31 protein-coding genes and 1 tRNA gene are annotated in these 15989 nt (G+C 56.4%); 25 read left to right on the forward strand and 7 right to left on the reverse strand.

Annotation, left to right across the window (positions count from 1 at the left end):
• The 14 genes from D8U73_RS18230 (at position 1) to D8U73_RS18295 (ending at position 6597) form a co-directional block, all read left to right on the forward strand.
• Positions 1 to 201, forward strand: a complete 201-nt coding sequence (locus D8U73_RS18230) for a hypothetical protein (protein ID WP_130905327.1) — start codon at positions 1 to 3, stop codon at positions 199 to 201.
• Positions 202 to 268: 67 nt separating this feature from the next.
• On the forward strand, positions 269 to 979 hold the full coding sequence (locus D8U73_RS18235; protein ID WP_130905328.1) for a hypothetical protein: 711 nt from the start codon (positions 269 to 271) through the stop codon (positions 977 to 979).
• Positions 980 to 981: 2 nt separating this feature from the next.
• The gene (locus D8U73_RS18240) at positions 982 to 1509 is read left to right on the forward strand and encodes a PIN domain-containing protein (protein WP_130905329.1); all 528 of its coding nucleotides are present in this window, start codon (positions 982 to 984) and stop codon (positions 1507 to 1509) included.
• 92 nt (positions 1510 to 1601) lie between these two features.
• On the forward strand, positions 1602 to 1838 hold the full coding sequence (locus tag D8U73_RS18245) for a hypothetical protein (RefSeq protein ID WP_130905330.1): 237 nt from the start codon (positions 1602 to 1604) through the stop codon (positions 1836 to 1838).
• Between the two features lie 128 nt (positions 1839 to 1966).
• On the forward strand, positions 1967 to 2218 hold the full coding sequence (locus tag D8U73_RS18250) for a DUF1654 domain-containing protein (protein ID WP_130905331.1): 252 nt from the start codon (positions 1967 to 1969) through the stop codon (positions 2216 to 2218).
• Positions 2219 to 2629: 411 nt separating this feature from the next.
• The gene (locus D8U73_RS18255; RefSeq protein ID WP_130905332.1) at positions 2630 to 2902 is read left to right on the forward strand and encodes a hypothetical protein; all 273 of its coding nucleotides are present in this window, start codon (positions 2630 to 2632) and stop codon (positions 2900 to 2902) included.
• Positions 2903 to 3222: 320 nt separating this feature from the next.
• Positions 3223 to 3645, forward strand: coding sequence for a hypothetical protein (locus D8U73_RS18260; protein WP_130905333.1), 423 nt, complete (start codon positions 3223 to 3225; stop codon positions 3643 to 3645).
• A complete protein-coding gene (locus D8U73_RS18265) occupies positions 3642 to 3833 on the forward strand; it encodes a hypothetical protein (protein WP_130905334.1) in 192 nt (63 codons plus the stop codon). Before D8U73_RS18260 ends, D8U73_RS18265 begins: the two co-directional genes overlap by 4 nt.
• Complete coding sequence (locus tag D8U73_RS18270; protein WP_130905335.1) at positions 3830 to 4024, forward strand: hypothetical protein; 195 nt, start codon at positions 3830 to 3832, stop codon at positions 4022 to 4024. The genes D8U73_RS18265 and D8U73_RS18270 overlap by 4 nt, the downstream gene beginning before the upstream one ends.
• A 156-nt stretch (positions 4025 to 4180) precedes the next feature.
• On the forward strand, positions 4181 to 4918 hold the full coding sequence (locus D8U73_RS18275) for a hypothetical protein (RefSeq protein ID WP_130905336.1): 738 nt from the start codon (positions 4181 to 4183) through the stop codon (positions 4916 to 4918).
• Positions 4915 to 5478: a siphovirus Gp157 family protein gene (locus tag D8U73_RS18280; RefSeq protein ID WP_130905337.1), complete on the forward strand. Its 564-nt coding sequence runs from the start codon at positions 4915 to 4917 to the stop codon at positions 5476 to 5478. Before D8U73_RS18275 ends, D8U73_RS18280 begins: the two co-directional genes overlap by 4 nt.
• A gap of 7 nt (positions 5479 to 5485) precedes the next feature.
• The gene (locus tag D8U73_RS18285; RefSeq protein ID WP_130905338.1) at positions 5486 to 5728 is read left to right on the forward strand and encodes a hypothetical protein; all 243 of its coding nucleotides are present in this window, start codon (positions 5486 to 5488) and stop codon (positions 5726 to 5728) included.
• Positions 5725 to 6189 carry a hypothetical protein gene (locus tag D8U73_RS18290; protein WP_130905339.1) on the forward strand — a complete coding sequence of 155 codons (465 nt, stop codon included), beginning with the start codon at positions 5725 to 5727 and terminating at the stop codon, positions 6187 to 6189. The genes D8U73_RS18285 and D8U73_RS18290 overlap by 4 nt, the downstream gene beginning before the upstream one ends.
• A gap of 81 nt (positions 6190 to 6270) precedes the next feature.
• Positions 6271 to 6597, forward strand: coding sequence for a hypothetical protein (locus tag D8U73_RS18295; RefSeq protein ID WP_130905340.1), 327 nt, complete (start codon positions 6271 to 6273; stop codon positions 6595 to 6597).
• Here the strand turns inward: D8U73_RS18295 and D8U73_RS18300 are convergent.
• Positions 6584 to 6832, reverse strand: a complete 249-nt coding sequence (locus tag D8U73_RS18300) for a hypothetical protein (RefSeq protein WP_130905341.1) — start codon at positions 6830 to 6832, stop codon at positions 6584 to 6586. The two genes, D8U73_RS18295 and D8U73_RS18300, sit on opposite strands and share 14 nt — an antisense overlap.
• Positions 6833 to 6935: 103 nt before the next feature.
• On the opposite strand from D8U73_RS18300, the gene D8U73_RS18305 reads away from it, so the two are divergent.
• Entirely contained in the window at positions 6936 to 7337 is a 402-nt protein-coding gene (locus tag D8U73_RS18305; protein ID WP_130905342.1) for a hypothetical protein, read from the forward strand.
• A 39-nt stretch (positions 7338 to 7376) separates the two neighbouring features.
• On the opposite strand, the gene D8U73_RS18310 is transcribed toward D8U73_RS18305, so the two are convergent.
• The 3 genes from D8U73_RS18310 to D8U73_RS18320 all read right to left on the reverse strand — a co-directional run bounded on the left by D8U73_RS18310 (position 7377) and on the right by D8U73_RS18320 (position 8457).
• Positions 7377 to 7592 (reverse strand): hypothetical protein, encoded by a 216-nt coding sequence (locus D8U73_RS18310; protein ID WP_130905343.1) that lies wholly within the window; start codon positions 7590 to 7592, stop codon positions 7377 to 7379.
• A gap of 141 nt (positions 7593 to 7733) precedes the next feature.
• On the reverse strand, positions 7734 to 8084 hold the full coding sequence (locus D8U73_RS18315) for a hypothetical protein (protein ID WP_130905344.1): 351 nt from the start codon (positions 8082 to 8084) through the stop codon (positions 7734 to 7736).
• Positions 8077 to 8457: a DUF6864 domain-containing function gene (locus tag D8U73_RS18320; RefSeq protein WP_130905345.1), complete on the reverse strand. Its 381-nt coding sequence runs from the start codon at positions 8455 to 8457 to the stop codon at positions 8077 to 8079. The genes D8U73_RS18315 and D8U73_RS18320 overlap by 8 nt, the downstream gene beginning before the upstream one ends.
• A gap of 224 nt (positions 8458 to 8681) precedes the next feature.
• On the opposite strand from D8U73_RS18320, the gene D8U73_RS18325 reads away from it, so the two are divergent.
• Entirely contained in the window at positions 8682 to 10244 is a 1563-nt protein-coding gene (locus tag D8U73_RS18325; RefSeq protein ID WP_130905346.1) for a DNA cytosine methyltransferase, read from the forward strand.
• Here the strand turns inward: D8U73_RS18325 and D8U73_RS18330 are convergent.
• Together D8U73_RS18330 and D8U73_RS18335 are read right to left on the reverse strand one after the other, a co-directional pair.
• Complete coding sequence (locus tag D8U73_RS18330; RefSeq protein ID WP_130905347.1) at positions 10228 to 10506, reverse strand: hypothetical protein; 279 nt, start codon at positions 10504 to 10506, stop codon at positions 10228 to 10230. The genes D8U73_RS18325 and D8U73_RS18330 overlap by 17 nt on opposite strands.
• A gap of 108 nt (positions 10507 to 10614) precedes the next feature.
• Positions 10615 to 10896 (reverse strand): hypothetical protein, encoded by a 282-nt coding sequence (locus tag D8U73_RS18335; protein ID WP_130905348.1) that lies wholly within the window; start codon positions 10894 to 10896, stop codon positions 10615 to 10617.
• Positions 10897 to 10985: 89 nt separating this feature from the next.
• Between D8U73_RS18335 and D8U73_RS18340 the strand changes: the two genes are divergently transcribed.
• From D8U73_RS18340 to D8U73_RS18385, 9 genes are all read left to right on the forward strand, one after another.
• Positions 10986 to 11390 carry a DUF1937 family protein gene (locus D8U73_RS18340; RefSeq protein ID WP_130905349.1) on the forward strand — a complete coding sequence of 135 codons (405 nt, stop codon included), beginning with the start codon at positions 10986 to 10988 and terminating at the stop codon, positions 11388 to 11390.
• A gap of 11 nt (positions 11391 to 11401) precedes the next feature.
• A complete protein-coding gene (locus tag D8U73_RS18345) occupies positions 11402 to 11857 on the forward strand; it encodes a hypothetical protein (RefSeq protein ID WP_130905350.1) in 456 nt (151 codons plus the stop codon).
• Complete coding sequence (locus D8U73_RS18350; RefSeq protein ID WP_130905351.1) at positions 11854 to 12150, forward strand: hypothetical protein; 297 nt, start codon at positions 11854 to 11856, stop codon at positions 12148 to 12150. The genes D8U73_RS18345 and D8U73_RS18350 overlap by 4 nt, the downstream gene beginning before the upstream one ends.
• A gap of 409 nt (positions 12151 to 12559) precedes the next feature.
• A complete protein-coding gene (locus D8U73_RS18360) occupies positions 12560 to 12997 on the forward strand; it encodes a hypothetical protein (protein ID WP_130905353.1) in 438 nt (145 codons plus the stop codon).
• 49 nt (positions 12998 to 13046) lie between these two features.
• A complete protein-coding gene (locus D8U73_RS18365) occupies positions 13047 to 13244 on the forward strand; it encodes a hypothetical protein (protein ID WP_130905354.1) in 198 nt (65 codons plus the stop codon).
• A gap of 50 nt (positions 13245 to 13294) precedes the next feature.
• On the forward strand, positions 13295 to 13540 hold the full coding sequence (locus tag D8U73_RS18370) for a hypothetical protein (RefSeq protein WP_130905355.1): 246 nt from the start codon (positions 13295 to 13297) through the stop codon (positions 13538 to 13540).
• Positions 13537 to 14262, forward strand: coding sequence for a hypothetical protein (locus D8U73_RS18375; RefSeq protein ID WP_130905356.1), 726 nt, complete (start codon positions 13537 to 13539; stop codon positions 14260 to 14262). The genes D8U73_RS18370 and D8U73_RS18375 overlap by 4 nt, the downstream gene beginning before the upstream one ends.
• A 40-nt stretch (positions 14263 to 14302) precedes the next feature.
• Positions 14303 to 14536, forward strand: a complete 234-nt coding sequence (locus D8U73_RS18380; protein WP_130905357.1) for a hypothetical protein — start codon at positions 14303 to 14305, stop codon at positions 14534 to 14536.
• Entirely contained in the window at positions 14536 to 15675 is a 1140-nt protein-coding gene (locus D8U73_RS18385; protein ID WP_130905358.1) for a tyrosine-type recombinase/integrase, read from the forward strand. Before D8U73_RS18380 ends, D8U73_RS18385 begins: the two co-directional genes overlap by 1 nt.
• A 112-nt stretch (positions 15676 to 15787) precedes the next feature.
• On the opposite strand, the gene D8U73_RS18390 is transcribed toward D8U73_RS18385, so the two are convergent.
• Positions 15788 to 15864: transfer RNA gene (locus tag D8U73_RS18390), tRNA-Val, on the reverse strand.
• Between the last annotated feature and the right edge of the window lie 125 nt (positions 15865 to 15989).

A 15989-nucleotide genomic window follows, 5' to 3' on the forward strand; every position in this document is an offset into this window, starting at 1 on the left:
ATGCCGGAGAAGAAGTCAGACCCTGCTATTGCAACTGCTGCAGACATTGAGAGATCCATCCTGGCTCTGAACAAAATGGCTGAACGGTTATGGGGTGATGGTCGGGAAGCCGAGGCGAAAGCGCTCCTCGATGCCTTGGATGCCTTGAACCGGGCATTGGACCGGATCAGGATTGGCGAAAGTCGCAAGACTCTTCACTAAACCCTAGAAATGCGATGTTGACGAATGCCTATAGTGATTGAAATGGACGCGTGACTATAATCAAGCAATGAAAGAGTTAACGCTTTACCTCGACGACCTCACCCCCGGCCAGCTTTCAATGAAGCGGCTTGCGGAATACCTGCGTGCGCTATCCGCGTTGTACGGGTCAGAGGACTCGGTTCATTTCGACTCGGTGCAGGTTGGCTCGGCTCAGCTGAAATCATTCATCGAAGATAAAGCATTCCCGGTCGTGATGAACCAGGTTAGAGAAGTGTCTGGAGGCCTCGGGAAGAAAAAAGCCATAACCGCCTACGAAAGGCTTTCCGAACTGATGGCTGCCGATAGAACTGGTGCATCTATTAGGTCGGAGGGAGCACAAATTTTCCAGTTCCCCAGCGTCAAGAACGAAGAACCACCGCTCAGAATCATAAAGCCATCCAGTATCCAGGGCAGACTTTATAGCGTGGGTGGGAAGGATGAGACTGTGCCGGTGAGGATTGAAGGCGCGGATAACGAAACGCTGCACTGCGAAGCTGGAATCGAAGTAGCAGAGCGTTTAGCACAGGTACTTTTCAAGCCCGTTCGTGTTCATGGCGATGGAGAGTGGGAGCGCTCGTGTGACGGCGCGTGGAAACTGGTCAAGTTGAAGATCAGTACATTCACCAAGCTCGAAGATGTTGGCTTCAAGGAAGCTGTAGCCAGGCTTAAAGCCGCAGGAGGGGTTAACTGGAACGACGTGTCTAGTGCCCATTCTGAGATTTTGGAAACTAGGGGCTAGGATTGAAGATCGTCATTGATACAAATGTTCTAGTCCAGATAATGCAGAATGAAGGGGCTCGGGATCTCAGAGATCCTGAGACAGGCGAGGTCGTTTCAAATTCATTCATGCGGGCTCAGGCCCTAGTTGAAAGGATAGAATCGGTCAGAGGGGTCGTTGTTCTCCCAGCTCCGGTAATCGCCGAGTATCTCATGGGTATTGAAAGGCGTTGCTATCAGCAGCACCTCGACATAATCAACGGAGTTAAATGCATTGAGATAGCGCCGTTCGATCAGTTGGCTGCGATTGAATGTGCAATGCTTGTGACAAACCAAGAAATGAAGATGCTCGACCCTGATTCGACAATGGCTAAACTCAAATATGATCGCCAGATACTTGCCATTTCAATCGCCTCAGGCGCCAAAGAAATATGGACACATGACAAGCAGCTCCTCAAACGCGCTGGAACGGTAGGCATTTTGGCGAGGTCCTTGGCGGAAATAGACGCCAATCCGGAGCAGTTAAATTTCCATACAGAAATACTGGTTTAGATAGTAAGAATTTCGCGTAAAGCCCGGCCCAGCGCCGGGCTTTTTGTTTCCCTTCCACTGGTACGCTTTCCTCATCAACTGGAGGAAAAGCCATGCCAGACGAACTCACCCCCGCCCTACTCCACCGCCTCAACCAAAACATCATGGCCATCGGCTGCCCCGTCGAAGAGATCGGTATGTGGATGGATCAGCGTGGCTCTACGGACGTGGCGACCAGGATTGAGGATCACTTGGCCGTGCTTTCCGGGAATGCGGATTTCATTGCTGAAACCATCGTTGAGCTAATTGCCAAGTGTGAGCCTTACGAAGAAATTGATCCGGAGGACTGATCGCAGGGATGGTGGCTGTACACCATGCTTCAGTTGGTATGTCCGAAAGGCTAAGCCGCTCCCCTCTTGTCAAAATATTACAGGACCAATACTGTATGTTTATCCAGTATAAGCAAGGAGCGTTTCCCATGCACAAAATCGCGTCACCCGTAACGCCCTCCCGAGAATCCTATGAATTGGTGGGTCGGCGAATCCAGCGCCTGATTGCAGCGCCTGGCGTTCAAAAGGTCCAGGTCATCACAGTCGCGCGCAACGACGACGAGAGCCCCGAGGCCTGGCGCCAGGTGATCCAAGAAATTGAGGACACAAGCGGCGTGCGTATAGATCGCCTGGACGGCGACACCGTCCGGATCGGGTGGCGAGAGTATTGCGAAGTCTGAAACGAGCCCGCCACAGAGCGGGCTTTTTATCGGTCCCGATAAAATATATGGGAATACCCATTGACGCCAAATATGGGAGTACCTATATTTGCATCCAAGCCAACGCATCACCGGCCCAGCAGCGAAAGCCGCGCAGCTCTTTAACAGTCAAGAATCTTCGCGGATCGATCCCCGGAAACGGGCACAGCGCGAAACACAAATTTCGATCTCCATGCAGGCTCTGGAACCTGCCGGACTCCCCATATGGGAGGACGCCAAACCATGCAAGCCAGCCGGCGAAGAACACCGAACACGAAATGTGTGACGCCGGCTAGGTGGGGAAACCGCGGCGACGCGCATGGAATGGAAAACAGATTTCACTGGCTGGCCTTGGCGACAGGGCCAGACGGGAAATCAACCGGAGACAGCAGCATGCAAATCAACCAGCAGAAAATGGTGCAAGTCGACGTGACCGAACTGCACCTGCACATCAAGGTGCGCGACGGCTTCGCTGCCGGCCTGAAGGATGCACAGGGCGAAGAAGTGGGAAGTTACGAAGGTTACGTTCCGGACTTCTTTCCGGGCACGCACTACGGCGACTACCTGATCCTCAACATCGATCTGGAAACCGGCCAGATAAAGAACTGGAAGAAGCCAGCTGCGGGCGATATCGAAAAGATGCTCGCCCAGGGCGAAGACGACTGAACAACCAGCGTCACGTCAGCCTGACGGTAACTGCCCGATGCCTTGGTACTCCCCAGCACCAGGCCGCATCGGAGTGTGATCTGAATCCTGCCGCCAAGCAGCACAGCTTCCATCCAGCGAGATCCGGAGGAATGAACTCGGATCGATGCAGGGATTGGCTCCTGCCAGATCGCACCCCGATGCGGATGATTCTGCACCGCGCAATGCGGCCCCCTGCATCGCTTATCTGAAAAGTGGAGCGCCCCTAATGGCTCGCGGTCCATATCTTTAAAACGGATGGGCGGCCCTCGCCTACTCCACCTCGCCCTCTGGAGGCGGCCATGAATCCATTACAGCTTGCTCAATTGAGACTTGAACGTCGCCTGCCGCCTCCAGTGAGCGAAAGCCCGCATGATGACGCTCGGGCGGAGTGGATTTACAACGCGGCTGAAGAGTTGCTGCGCGGCAACAATGTGTCCTTTCAGCGCCGAATGCATGCCCCACAGGGCGTGACTGCTGAGGAGTTCGCCTTGGCAGTGGATGAATACGTGAACAACCGACTTGCCGACAGTGAAGTTCATACACCGGCGCTCGGTTGGTTGCTGATTACTGCGGCGATTGGGAGCTCGGACAAGACCGCTGTAGCGGAACTGCTCGGCAATAGCGACCATCCGCTGGGCAAGCTTGGAGAGATTGCCGAAGCCCTGCTGGAACCGCTCGCAGATGATGCGCTGATCGCCCAGTCTGAGGACGCTGAACTATGAGCCCGCATATCGCTATAGATCAGTCGCTGGAAACCCTTGAGCATCCCAGCAACTGGGATATCGACGACAGTCTCACCGAGGGTCTGATCGTCCGCCACTTCACTGCTGGCGATATCACCGCCGAAGAATTCCACCACTACAGCGCCCGCCTGCTGAAGATCAGTCGACAGCGCATGGAGGCTGCATGAGTACACCACTCGTGACATCGCTCATCGACGAGCAGCTCGATGACATCGAGCGAAAAATCGCCCTGCTCGGCTTCGGCCTCCCCTTTAACGAGGTAATCGGGCGCAAGCGCGAAGATCTGGTCGTCAACCTTCCTCGGCGCCTGGCCGCGACCATGAAGGGCGGCCGAATCGCTGTGAGAGTTCGGCCATGACCTCTTACCAGCGCGCCAAGCGCCTCTACACCTGGCGCGGCTCAGCCATTGCCCTTCTGCTCTTCACTGCCTGGATGCTGGCAAGCGCTTACTCCGGCCAGCTCACCCAATAACTAACACTCTCAAACGCTGCGTGCATCGCGGCAAGGATTCCCCATGTCTGAGAACACCAGAATCTGGGACCAGGTCGACACGACCGATCCCAGCGCAACGAAAAACTTTACCGGCATGGGCGGCTTCAAGGGAACGGCAATCAAGCCGACCTACCTCATGCGCAAGGCGACCGAGGTTTTCGGTCCATGCGGCGAAGGCTGGGGCTGGACAGTGCTTGAGGACCGGTTCGACGAAGGCGCTCCTCTCCAGGCGCCTACGAAAGAGTGGCCCGAAGCCCCGCGCATTAATGCGAAGTTGCACACGTTGAAGATCGAGCTCTGGTACCTGGGTAAAGACGGCCAGAAATGCACGGTCCAGCACTACGGCCACACCCCGTTTGTTTACTTCCAGCAAGGGAAAATCATGACCGACTGGGAGGCGGCTAAGAAATCACTCACCGATGCCATCGGCAAATGCCTGCAACCCCTCGGCTTCGCCGCGGACATCCATATGGGACTGTTCGACGATGCAGCCTACGTCGAAACCGTGCGGGATGAAGTCGCGCTGAACAAAGCCGAAGACCGAGTCGCTGAGGAGGATCGCCAGAAACAGGAACGCCTGGACTACATCAAATCCGTGATCGACACCATGGCCGGCGCCCAGTCCGCGCAGGAGCTGAAGAAGATCCACGATATCGCCGTGCGGAAGCTGACCATTCGGAAGGACACAAAAGGTGCTGAGCGCATTTCACTGGAGTGGAAGCGCATCACTGAAGCCACTGAACGAGAGAACGCAGCATGACCCAACTCTACGCATTGACCGGAAAACTTGCAGAACTGCAGGCCATGGCCGACACGGACGACGAAAGTTTGAAAGAAGCCCTCCAATACGCCATGGACGACATCCAAGGCGAGTTCGAGGTGAAGGCCGACAACATTGTCATGCTGCGCCGCAATATCGAAGGCGACATCGACGCCATCGACAAAGAAGTCGAGCGACTCAATGAACTGAAGCGCGTGAAAAAGAACAGTGTCAGCCAGATCAGCGACTACCTGCGCCGCAACATGGAGGCCGCTGACATCAAGTCGATCAAGCGCCCCCTCTTCACCATCACCCTGGCACTGGCACCGGAGAAGGTGATCGTCGACAAAGAAGACGAGATTCCGGATGACTTCATCGAGACGAAGACTGTGTTCGCTCCCGACAAGAAGTCGATCGCGGCGAAACTGAAAGAAATCCGCGAGCACAACGAAGCCGTCCGCAAGCGAATGGCCGCCGGCGAAGACGCAGAACACGAACTCATCGAAGAACCAGCCTGGGCTCACCTTGAGCGTGGCGACAGTTCGATTCGCATCAAGTGAGGCCACCATGTTCAGTAACCACCTCAACCTGGTCGAGGCGCAGCGGCAGCGCGCCGAGGCGATCTCGGCTCAAGTCGCGCAGTTCCTAGCCGCCAACGGGCAGATCGAACAGTTGAAAAGCCCGCCGCGCAATCCCCTACCGCCACCCCGCTCGACCCGGATAGCCCCTGAAACGGTCCTCAAGCGACGGCCGAAGCCGATATCGGCCGCTGAGCGCAAGGCACTTCGCAAAATGGCGGACTCGCTATGAAGTCGAAACGCAAACCCAACAATAGCTTCGCCCGGGCAGAACGCAGCTGCCGGGCGTTGCTCAACACCAACCACGTTGCGGTGGTGAACATTGACCCCAGCGGCGCGCAGATCATGGCGAACTGGAAGAACTGCCGGCAGATCCGGAGCCTGGCCATTGCCAACGCACTGTTCGATTTCTCCTACTGCTGGACGATCTACATCAGTGCCATGTGTCGGGACGAGCGCGGCGTTGAGTACGTAAAATCCGTGGAGATATCGCCGGAGGGCATCTACAAGGTTGAGCGCCTGACGGATGCCATCGAGCATTACTACCTCGAGCTGCGAAACAGCTGCAACCCAAACCACCTGGTGGCGTCAGGTTGGATCGCTGTTCCTGCAGAGGTAACGCTTGAAGAAGCGCAGGCCGCGAAGCTGTTCTATGCGGCCGGGGCCTGGCATCAAGTGAAGGTCGCAGCGTGAGAAGGATCAACAACCAGGTGCGCCAGCGCCGACGACAGACATGGCTGGATATACCGGCCCACGGAATTGAAGAGGCAGGCGATGGCCAAGACCAACGCGGAGCGGTCAGCGAAAGCCGCGGCGAAGAAGAAGAGCCGCGGCGAAGAGGAAATCAGGCTGCACTGCCTCCCTGGCACGCGCCGAGCCCTTGCTGAACTTATGGCATGGAGCGGCATCGAAGAACAGGGCGAGGCCATCACGCTGATGATTCACCGCCTGCATGAATTGGGACCTCAAACGTCCGCGCCTTTGCTGGCCCCGCCGCGACACATTATCGAGCTATCCCAAAACGTGTCGCTGGCTTTTCATCGGAAGAGCCTGCTGATGATCCAGCAGGATCCGGGGGATGAGGTAGTCATTCCTGCTTGAGAAACTCATCTATGTATAACTGTGCTTGGGTCTGTGCCTCGGCCACAGCATCCCCTTCAGAGTTCCAAGCTCCAGCTTTGGAGGCAATACGCTCTTCGTTTGTACCGTCACTAAACTTTGCGTAAACGTTGTAGCGGATCACTGATTTCGATGGGTCCAGCATGACTTGCACCCGAAACTTGATATCCCGGTACATAAACATGTTGGTACGCCCTTCATAGCTGACAATCGACACAATTTCTCCTTGACCCGGCCCAATGCCGGTCACCCGTAATACCCCAACTCAAACCAAATTGCCACCACCGGTCACGGAGGGCGGCACCTGACTGGAGAAATACATGAGCCACAACTGCGCATACGTCCGGCAACACTATCAGGTGCCCGCCGAAATCGGCCGACGCGTGATCGCCCACGGGAAGCCCGGCGTAATCTTGGCTGATCGCGGCCACTACATCGGTGTGGTGCTGGATGAAGACCCGAAGAAGCGAATCGGCAACTACCACCCAACGCACGAAATGCAGTACGGCGAAATGGCCGAGACGCTGCCGCTGAAAGAGTGGTTGGTCCTGCCGTTCAAGCATGACTGGGAGGATCTCGACTGGAGCCGAGAAGCCTGCGACGATCTGGTCAGGGCGTGGGCGGCAACTCGAAGCCAGGCCAAGTACAAGGCCTACGAGCGGCTTCAGGATTACTGCCACAGCATTAAAGCGATGCTGCATTTCAAGGTGCGCCGCGCCTGACCCGCCCTCACCTATTGCGCTGAGGGCGGGGACTGAAACTTATTGGCGAGGAATCTGACTTTTGTAAGTGTCACAAAAGCTCTGCCAAGCACCGATTGCAACGGCCAGTTCTTTTTGAAGAGCATCAAACTCCTCGAAAATCGAATCATCCAGCAAATCAGGAGATCTAGTTTTGAAAGCTTCGATTGCGTCAGACTTTTCACCCATAACTGCTGAAAGTCGCGCGCACTCGTAGAAATATTCTTGTCTGGTCAATTTGCTCTCCTCTCCGGCTCCATGCCGGGCCGAACACAAATACCCCACTTCAACGAATCACGCCAGCCGGCGAGGCCGGCGCCGAAGTGAAGTATGCTTCAATAATTTTACATTCAATTCAATACGATCACTAAAAAACGTCTACTCACCTGTTGACCGCTCTTTCTTGCCAAACAAATACCCCATCGCCAAGGTTATTATTGGAGCAAAAACACTCCAAACATCCTTAAGCAGGGAAATACAGTTCTTGCCATCATTTTTATATATATCCACAACAAACAGGATCAGAATAATTAAAAAAGACATCCTCACAAGGCGTGTAATCAGATACCACACAACAGAATCTTTAGCCTGATCTCCCTTGCCAATAAGATTGGCGAACGGAGTATTAAAGTTAAATATGCTAGCCTTAACCTCGGCCTTTTGCTTCATATTTATCTTTTCAACGCTTTCTTCAGATCCGCTCGAAACTTCGATAATATCCTCACTCATCTCCCGCCTCGCCACTCACGTCAGAATCTTCCTTCGGAACAAGCATGAAGGTGTAACTGAAGTCGCGACTGCCGTTTTTATTGAAGCGAGACCTATACCCGAGACATAAGGTCCTACCATCGTAAGTACCAACCTTCATGAAGGTTTTTGAGCGACCAGCAGCATCCCCACCTTTATAATTTTTAAACGTTATATTTAGCTCCTTGCCTCCTCCTTGAAGATAAATCAAGGACTCACCACCATCCCTCACAAATAAAAAGTTAAAAGTAAGTTTGCCTATTTTTATGGTAATCGAATCTGACTGAGGCGGCACTATTAAGCTACCAGATGCTATTACCTCATTGCCATCCATGAAAACCGTCACATCAACCATACAACTCCCCCACCGAAACGACTTTTATAGAACGATACGAGATCTCGTCCATCTTTTAACAAATTGCTGCAAAGTATATTCAATCACATTCTTTTGCATCGACCCTTCAATGCGACAGGGTTAATTACGAATTACGGTACATCACCACACTTTGACCTGGTGGATGAGCCCCAAGCATAACACCGCTCCCTAAAAGATGAATGCCACCCTAGAGAGGATCGCTAATGCCCATTACTTATGGAAGCGTCTGCAGCGGCATCGAGGCGGCAACGCTTGCATGGAAGCCGCTCGGCATGCGCGCCACCTGGTTCGCCGAGATCGAGGCCTTCCCCAGCGCGGTACTGGCCCACCACTACCCGAACACCCCGAACCTTGGCGACATGACGAAGCTCGGGGCCTTGGTCCTGGCCGGCAAGATCGCAGCACCGGACGTGCTGGTTGGTGGGACACCCTGCCAAGCCTTCAGCGTCGCCGGCATGCGACAGGGTCTACTCGACCCGCGCGGCGCCCTCACCATCAAATACGTGGAGCTTGCAGATGCAACTGACTATGTTCGCGCCGGCCAGCGAAAGCCCGCCTGCGTTGTCGTCTGGGAAAACGTCCCAGGTGTCCTCAGTGACAAAGGGAACGCCTTCGGATGTTTTCTTGGCGCGCTTGCTGGGGAAGACTGCGAACTGCAGCCTTCAGGGAAAAGGTGGCCGGACGCTGGTTGTGTGTATGGACCCAAAAGAACAATCGCGTGGCGGGTCCTGGACGCCCAATATTTCGGCCTGGCCCAACGACGCCGCCGTGTGTTCGTTGTCGCAAGTGCTCGAGATGGATTCGATCCCACCGAGGTACTTTTTGAGCGAGAAGGCGTGCGCCGGGATACTGCGCCGCGCCGAGGCCAGGGGCAAGACGTTACCGGAACAGCTCCTTTCGGCCCTGCGCTCCAGTGCGGATGCGGAGAAATCTTTGCCGAAGAACTCGGGCCGTACGGCTGCGTGAACTGTGAGGGTGATGAAGGGCCGGCGGTCTCAATGTTCGGTGGGATACCGGCGTTCGGCGGGCACAGCCTGGTTGGGTCGATCGAGCAGGCGGCGACGCTCACCGCAAAGGACACCCGCATGGACATGGAAAGCGAGACGTTCTTCGTCGCACCGACGCTTGCCGGAGGTGCGCGCAAGTCTGGCGGATACAGCTACGACGATGTGCCCTGCGTTGCCGCGACACTCGACGCGAGCTATGGCCGGCTTCAGGGCTGCTCGGGTCAGGATGCGAACCACGGCCACAGCCACCTGGTTGTGCACGGCACGCAAGATCCCTGCATCAACATCGATCAGGCACACGCATTGGGCCGGAATAATGGTCAGGAGAACGCGGTGCTGGCATTCACCCAGAACAGCCGCAGCGAGTTTCGCAAGATCGGAGGTGACGGCCAAGTTGTCGGGGCGCTCGCCGCCGAAGCTGGCGCACAGCAGCAAAACTACCTCGCCTACTCCACAAAGCTGCACCACACCTCAGCCTGCGGCGCCGGCAAGCTCTACGAGGAATACACCGCGTCGCTCGATGCGTGCAGTCCTCCGCCTGCATTACTGATCCCATCGCAGGTCCGGCGCTTGGTTCCGCGTGAGTGCGAGCGCCTCCAAGGTATGCCAGACGACTACACGCTGATCCCTTGGCGCGGCAAGCCTGCCGAGGATTGCCCGGACGGACCGCGCTACAAGGCGATCGGGAACAGTAAGGCGGTCACTGTCGTTCGCTGGATTGGCCGACGCATCCTGCGGCAGATTACTCCGGATCGATGAGCAGCTCCCGATCATAAGAGTTAAGCGTCGGCTCTAAATCCTGAGGACGGTTTGGATCTTGCGGTCCTCGCCTCTTTTGTTCTCGATCTGCATCGAGGCGCTCCCTAGACCGGTCAATATCAAAGACCTTTCCTTCGAGATATGTCTCAAGAGTGGAGGAAATTCTAAAAAATCCACCACATGGCTGGCAATGGAAACGCAGCCCGCCGCCAAACGTTTGATGTTCAACAGCCGCTTCGTTTCCGCAAATTGGACAGGCCATACCACAACTCCTTTTTGTTGATCGCTGAACTGTAGCTGATTCCTCACCTCCCTCCACCGCCCGGGCATGACCCGGATAGGGGGCCCAGCAGATATAAAATCTTGGGTTTTAGGGCCATATCAGCGGAATGCCGGCAAGCGCGGCCTGGGCCAAAGCGGCAATGGCCGCCGATATTGCCGCATACCCACTTACTTCGCTTTGCTTGCGGGCACTTGCCAACTCGCAGATATCAACGCCTTTGTGGGTGTAAATGGCTTGGACATGCATTGTAGATGCCTTGCTTGCCGGAACTTTCAACCTGGCCGAATAGATCCATAGCGCGCATGACATAAGGCCGAAGCAGGCCGCCGCAACTCCAAGCCACATCTGAACAACCTTTATCTCTTCCATTCATCAGTCTCTGAATCTCTCCGACACATGTCGGACCTGCGGAACCTACCCCACACCCACCTTTTCCGCCACCCTGGCGAGGTATCCCCATGCCCACAAAAAACAAAATTCCGGTCATCTATGTGGCCGGGCCTTACCGAGCCGCGACCCGCGAATTGATCGTGGAGAACATCGCAGTGGCCAGGTCAGTTGCCGTAAGCACCGCGCGCCTCGGCTGGTTCCCAATCTGCCCGCACACGAACACTGCGCACTTCGACGACGACTTGCCGGATCAGGATCAGTACTTCCTCGATGGCACCCTGGCGCTGATGGAGCGGTGTGATGCAGTAGTGTTGATAAATGGCTGGCGATACAGCGCCGGCACCCTGGGTGAAGTCCACCGCGCCCGCGAGCTTGGCATGCCGATCTTTGCCTGCCTGGAAGATCTACCGAGCGCGGCCGAGTTCAGCGGGGCCAAGGTCCCTTGGCGCACCTACACGGGTACGGACAATTGAAGGGGTTCAAAGTGAGCGAGCCAAAAATTACTTACCTTGGCCCGGCGGGCGAGGCTGATACCAGAGATCGCAGAATGAACACACAGTGGAAACTGGTGCCGGTTGAGCCGACCAGCGAACAGCGGCTTGCAGTATGCATGCACCCTGATCTTGCTGCTGCCCTGTACCGCTCGATGATCAAGGCCGCCCCTGAGCCTGCTGGCGCGCAGCCGGAAGTGGTCGCTGTGATCGATGAGGAAGGCGAGCACTTCAAGGAAACAGTTGTGGTGCATCGCCCGGGTATTGACGCGCTGCCTGTTGGTACCGAGCTCGTCGACCGTGCCCATGTCACCCGACTCACCGCCGAGCGTAACGCCCTTCAGCAGCTCCTGAACGCAGCGGATCAGCGGGTTGATGAGCTGACCGCAGAGCTCGCAAAATTCCGCCAAGGCCCTTGCAAATTGATCGTCGGGGACGAACTGCCATGACCCACAAAAGCTACAGGCTCGACCCGAACATGAGAACCATCACCGACCTGGTGACTGATGAGCAGGTCCAGAGCTCATTCCAGGGCACCAACTTCGGCCACGATGACTTTCGCGGGCTACTGGCCCAGGGTTGCATAAAGGCGCTGGCCGGTTGGCATCAGGGTCACACACTCACCAGCATCCTCGAAGAGCTGCGGCTGATCAGCTGGAACCGGCAGATCGGCAAGATCAAGGTCACCGCCAAGGGTCGACACTACATTTGGCTCGCCTTCAAAGGCCGCCCGGGCGTCTAATTTCGCCAAGAGTACATCTGTACTCCACCCACAAATCTACTCCCTCCCCTTTCAAAGTCAGCCGCTATAGCGGCAAGGGCTCTGTCTCAGGGATAGGGTACAAAATCTCCCAACCACTCTCGGGCAATTGGGACTGCGTATTCAAGCAGCTCAAGCGGGACATCCTGTACGAACAGGGTTACCTCAAAACGAAGCGTTTCGTCGTTTCGAAAGATTTCAAACAACGGGCCGTTATTACCTCTCCAGCACTCCATCGCAAGGCCATCGTGCCCTTCGACAACGCTTGAAGCGCAGCAAAACCGGTATTCAACTCCGTGTACTACCACATCCACCTCCACCTATTTGTGGCTGTAACGATACCTCTCCCTTACGTGAAATTCATAGCTGCTATAGCGGCAAGGACGAAGTCATGACCAAAGAACAACTCGCAGCAGAACTGAACGGCATCCAGTACCCAGCGCACCGCGCAATCACCAAAGACCAGATCGCGGCCGCCAAAGCTGCCGGCCTCGTGATCGTCTTTGGCGCCAGCGATGACCTCATGGAGTTTGAAGGCGCCATCCGCGATGAGTTCGGCTGCTATAACGGCGGCACAGCCTGGGTGGACGCCAACGGCCTACTCGACAGATCCCAAATCGACGATGGGGACGACGATGCGATTGCCGATTTCGTCCAGCGCAGAACGACCGCAGAGTCCATCCAGGCAATTTGGGATCAGGACGGGTTCAGCTGGATCTACGAGACAAATATTCCTCATGCCACATTCAACGTGATGGACAGCGAAGACAGCTACTGCCGCGGCATTGTCTTCGCGGTGGTTGATCTGAAATCTCAGGTGACACCATGATCGCCCTCGCCTGGTTCGCCTACGTGTACTGCTACAAGGGGCCACGGCGATGAAGCTGATCTACTGGCTCAACCGAAAGCTGCCATTCCCTTGGCTGCCGATCGCACGCATACAGATCGGCAACGAGACCTGCACCCTGCGCAAAGACGGTTGGGTGATTATCTCCGACGGCAAAAGCACCGACGCTCTGCCGATCACCCTCTGCGCCCCGGCGATCGTCGAAGCGTTCAACGCCCAACTCGCATAACCCCTCTTCCACCTACCAGCCTGCCGGTGAACGGCGGGCGAGGACTGCGCGTGAATATTTACCGACACACCTTCGCAGCCGTCTGCCCGTCCGACGGCGAATTGATCATCTATCGGCTGGAAGTTCGGTCGCCAACGATGATTCATGTCGAGCACATCAAGGCGGCAACCGCACTGATCAAGAAAGGCTGGCACGAACAGATTGCCGATCGCCTGGCCGAAGGCATTGGCGGCGATCAAACAATCATTGCCACGCACCAGGGCGTCGAAATTGAAACCGTGAGGCTCAGCGGATGATTCATTACCACGGCACGCCTGTCGGCGGTAAGCGCGAGGACGCGGCTAAGTTCCTGACCGGCCGGCACGCGCTGGTGCCGTTCCCACGCAAGGACGATCTCGGGATTGTCGCCGATGTATGCAAATCGTTTGTTTTCGATAACGGCGCATTCACAGTGTGGAAAAAAGGCGGCCAGGTAGACGTCGACGGCTACACACGCTGGGTCGAAGACTGGCACCGACATCCTGGATTCACTTGGGCGCTCATTCCAGACGTCATCGACGGCGATGAAGAGGCCAACGACGACCTCGTTCGTCAATGGCCAGAGGAGCTTCGCGGCGTGCCTGTCTGGCACTTGCACGAATCGCTTGAGCGGTTGCAGCGGCTGGCGAGGTGTTGGCGTACGGTCGCATTGGGCAGCTCTGGGCAATGGGCTTCACCGGGTACTGGAGCATGGTGGAAGCGGATGGGCGTCGCGATGGATGCCATCTGCGATGACCAAGGCCGTCCAGCTTGCAGACTTCACGGCCTGCGAATGCTCGACCCTGCAATATTTCAGCACCTGCCCTTCGCCTCCGCCGACTCCACGAACGCAGCAGTGAACGGCGGGAGCATCAGTCGCTTCGGCATGTATGCCCCGCCGACCGCCGGCCAGCGCGCCAATGTCATCGCTGACCGCATCGAATCGCACAACAGTTCGCCGATCTGGCAACGAGAAACCCAGGCCGAGATGGTCATCTAATCCCCACCTTCTGCCGCCACGCGCGGCATGGAGCATCATCATGGCAAAAGTCATTGCCCAGATTACGGTAAAGCTCCCGCGCCTGATGGAGGTGAGTGAGTACAGGAAGTTGCGCTATGCCGGCGGCAAGCCGAGCGTGCAGCAATTGAAGAAATGGATTGAGGAAGGCGAAGTGATTGGAGAGGTAAAGGGCGGGATGTATTTCGTGGACCTGCAGGCGGCCGTGATGGGGTCGAATGATCCCCTGCTGGCCAAGATGTTGGAGGTGGGCTGATGGCGCCCCCGCGGGAGAGGACCGTTAAAAATCGGCATCTGCCAGCCAACCTCTACCCGAACGGCAAATACTGGCAGTACAAGAACCCGATCACCGGCAAGAAAATCAGCATCAACAAGCCAATGGCCGAGGCCATCAAGCTGGCGAACGCCGCCAACGCGAAGCTGCTTCCTCTGCTGGCTGACGACGGCTCTCTACTGGCGATGATCACCGGTGACGCGGCGCCGAAGTTCAGCGGCTGCCTCGACCGCTTCGAAAAGGAATGGCTGCCCACCAGGACCTATGCCGCCAGCACGCTGAAAGAGATCAAATTCAAGCTGGCCCGGTACCGCGAGGACCTGGGTGAACTGATGATGGGGCAGCTGGATGTGCTGACAGTCGCCGACTACCTGGATGGTTTCGAGAACAATGCCTACACGAAGCACCGAGGCCTGCTGGTCCAGGTGTTTGCCTTCGCCGTGGCCAAAGGCCTGTGCGAACGCAACTCGGCGGAACTGACCCTGGTGAAAAAGGAGGCTGAGAAGAAGCGCCAGCGGCACACGGTCGAGGGTTTGAACAAGATTCTGGAATACGTGGGGACGCCGATCTGGCTGAAGCGCGCCATTCGGTTGGGGTTACTGAGTCTTCAGCGGCGGGAGGATATCGTGGTGTGGCCGAAATCGGCAGTGGACCTCGACCAGAACACCATCAAGGTGTCGCCCGGGAAGACCCAGAACTACGAGAAGCCCGTGCACTTGGAGATTGTGATGGGCCAGGCGCTTCGGGAGGTGGTGATGGAGTGCATGAAGTCGCCGGTCGTCTGCCCGTACCTGATCCATTACTCACCCAAGGCGCGCAAGCGAACCCAGCTGGATGCCAAGCTGCATTGGAACGCGGTGACGGCCGACTACCTGACCAAGTCTTTCGCCCAGGCGCGGGACGATTCGCAGGCCTATGCCGACATCCCCGCCGGCGAGCGCCCGACCTTTCACGAGATCCGTGCGCTCGGCGCCTGGCTGTACGAACAGCAGGGTTTCGACCAAGAGTACATTCAAGGATTGATGGGGCACGCGGACGTGAAGATGACCGAGCACTACCAGGCGGGGCACGGCGAAGACGCGGTGGTTTACATGAAGGTCAAAGCCGACCTGAAGGTATAGCGCGGTGGTCGTTTGCCCAAAATATTCCCAAAGTTTGCCCAAAGGGAAAAAGCAAAAAGGGGTTACCGTTTCCGGTAACCCCTCTAGACCGCCCAGCAGAGCGGATTTTGTTTGGTAGGCGCGATTGGACTCGAACCAACGACCCCCACCATGTCAAGGTGGTGCTCTAACCAACTGAGCTACGTGCCTGCTGTGAGGCGGCATTCTACGGAATTCCGGAGGGGTGTCAACACCTTTTTTCGAGCTAACCCTATGAATATGCAAAATATTTAATTTTGCCGCTGCAAAGAAGATTTTCCGGTGGCTGGCGGTGG

Source organism: Pseudomonas sp. Sample_22, assembly GCF_004307635.1.
In the GTDB taxonomy this organism is placed as follows: Bacteria; Pseudomonadota; Gammaproteobacteria; order Pseudomonadales; family Pseudomonadaceae; genus Aquipseudomonas.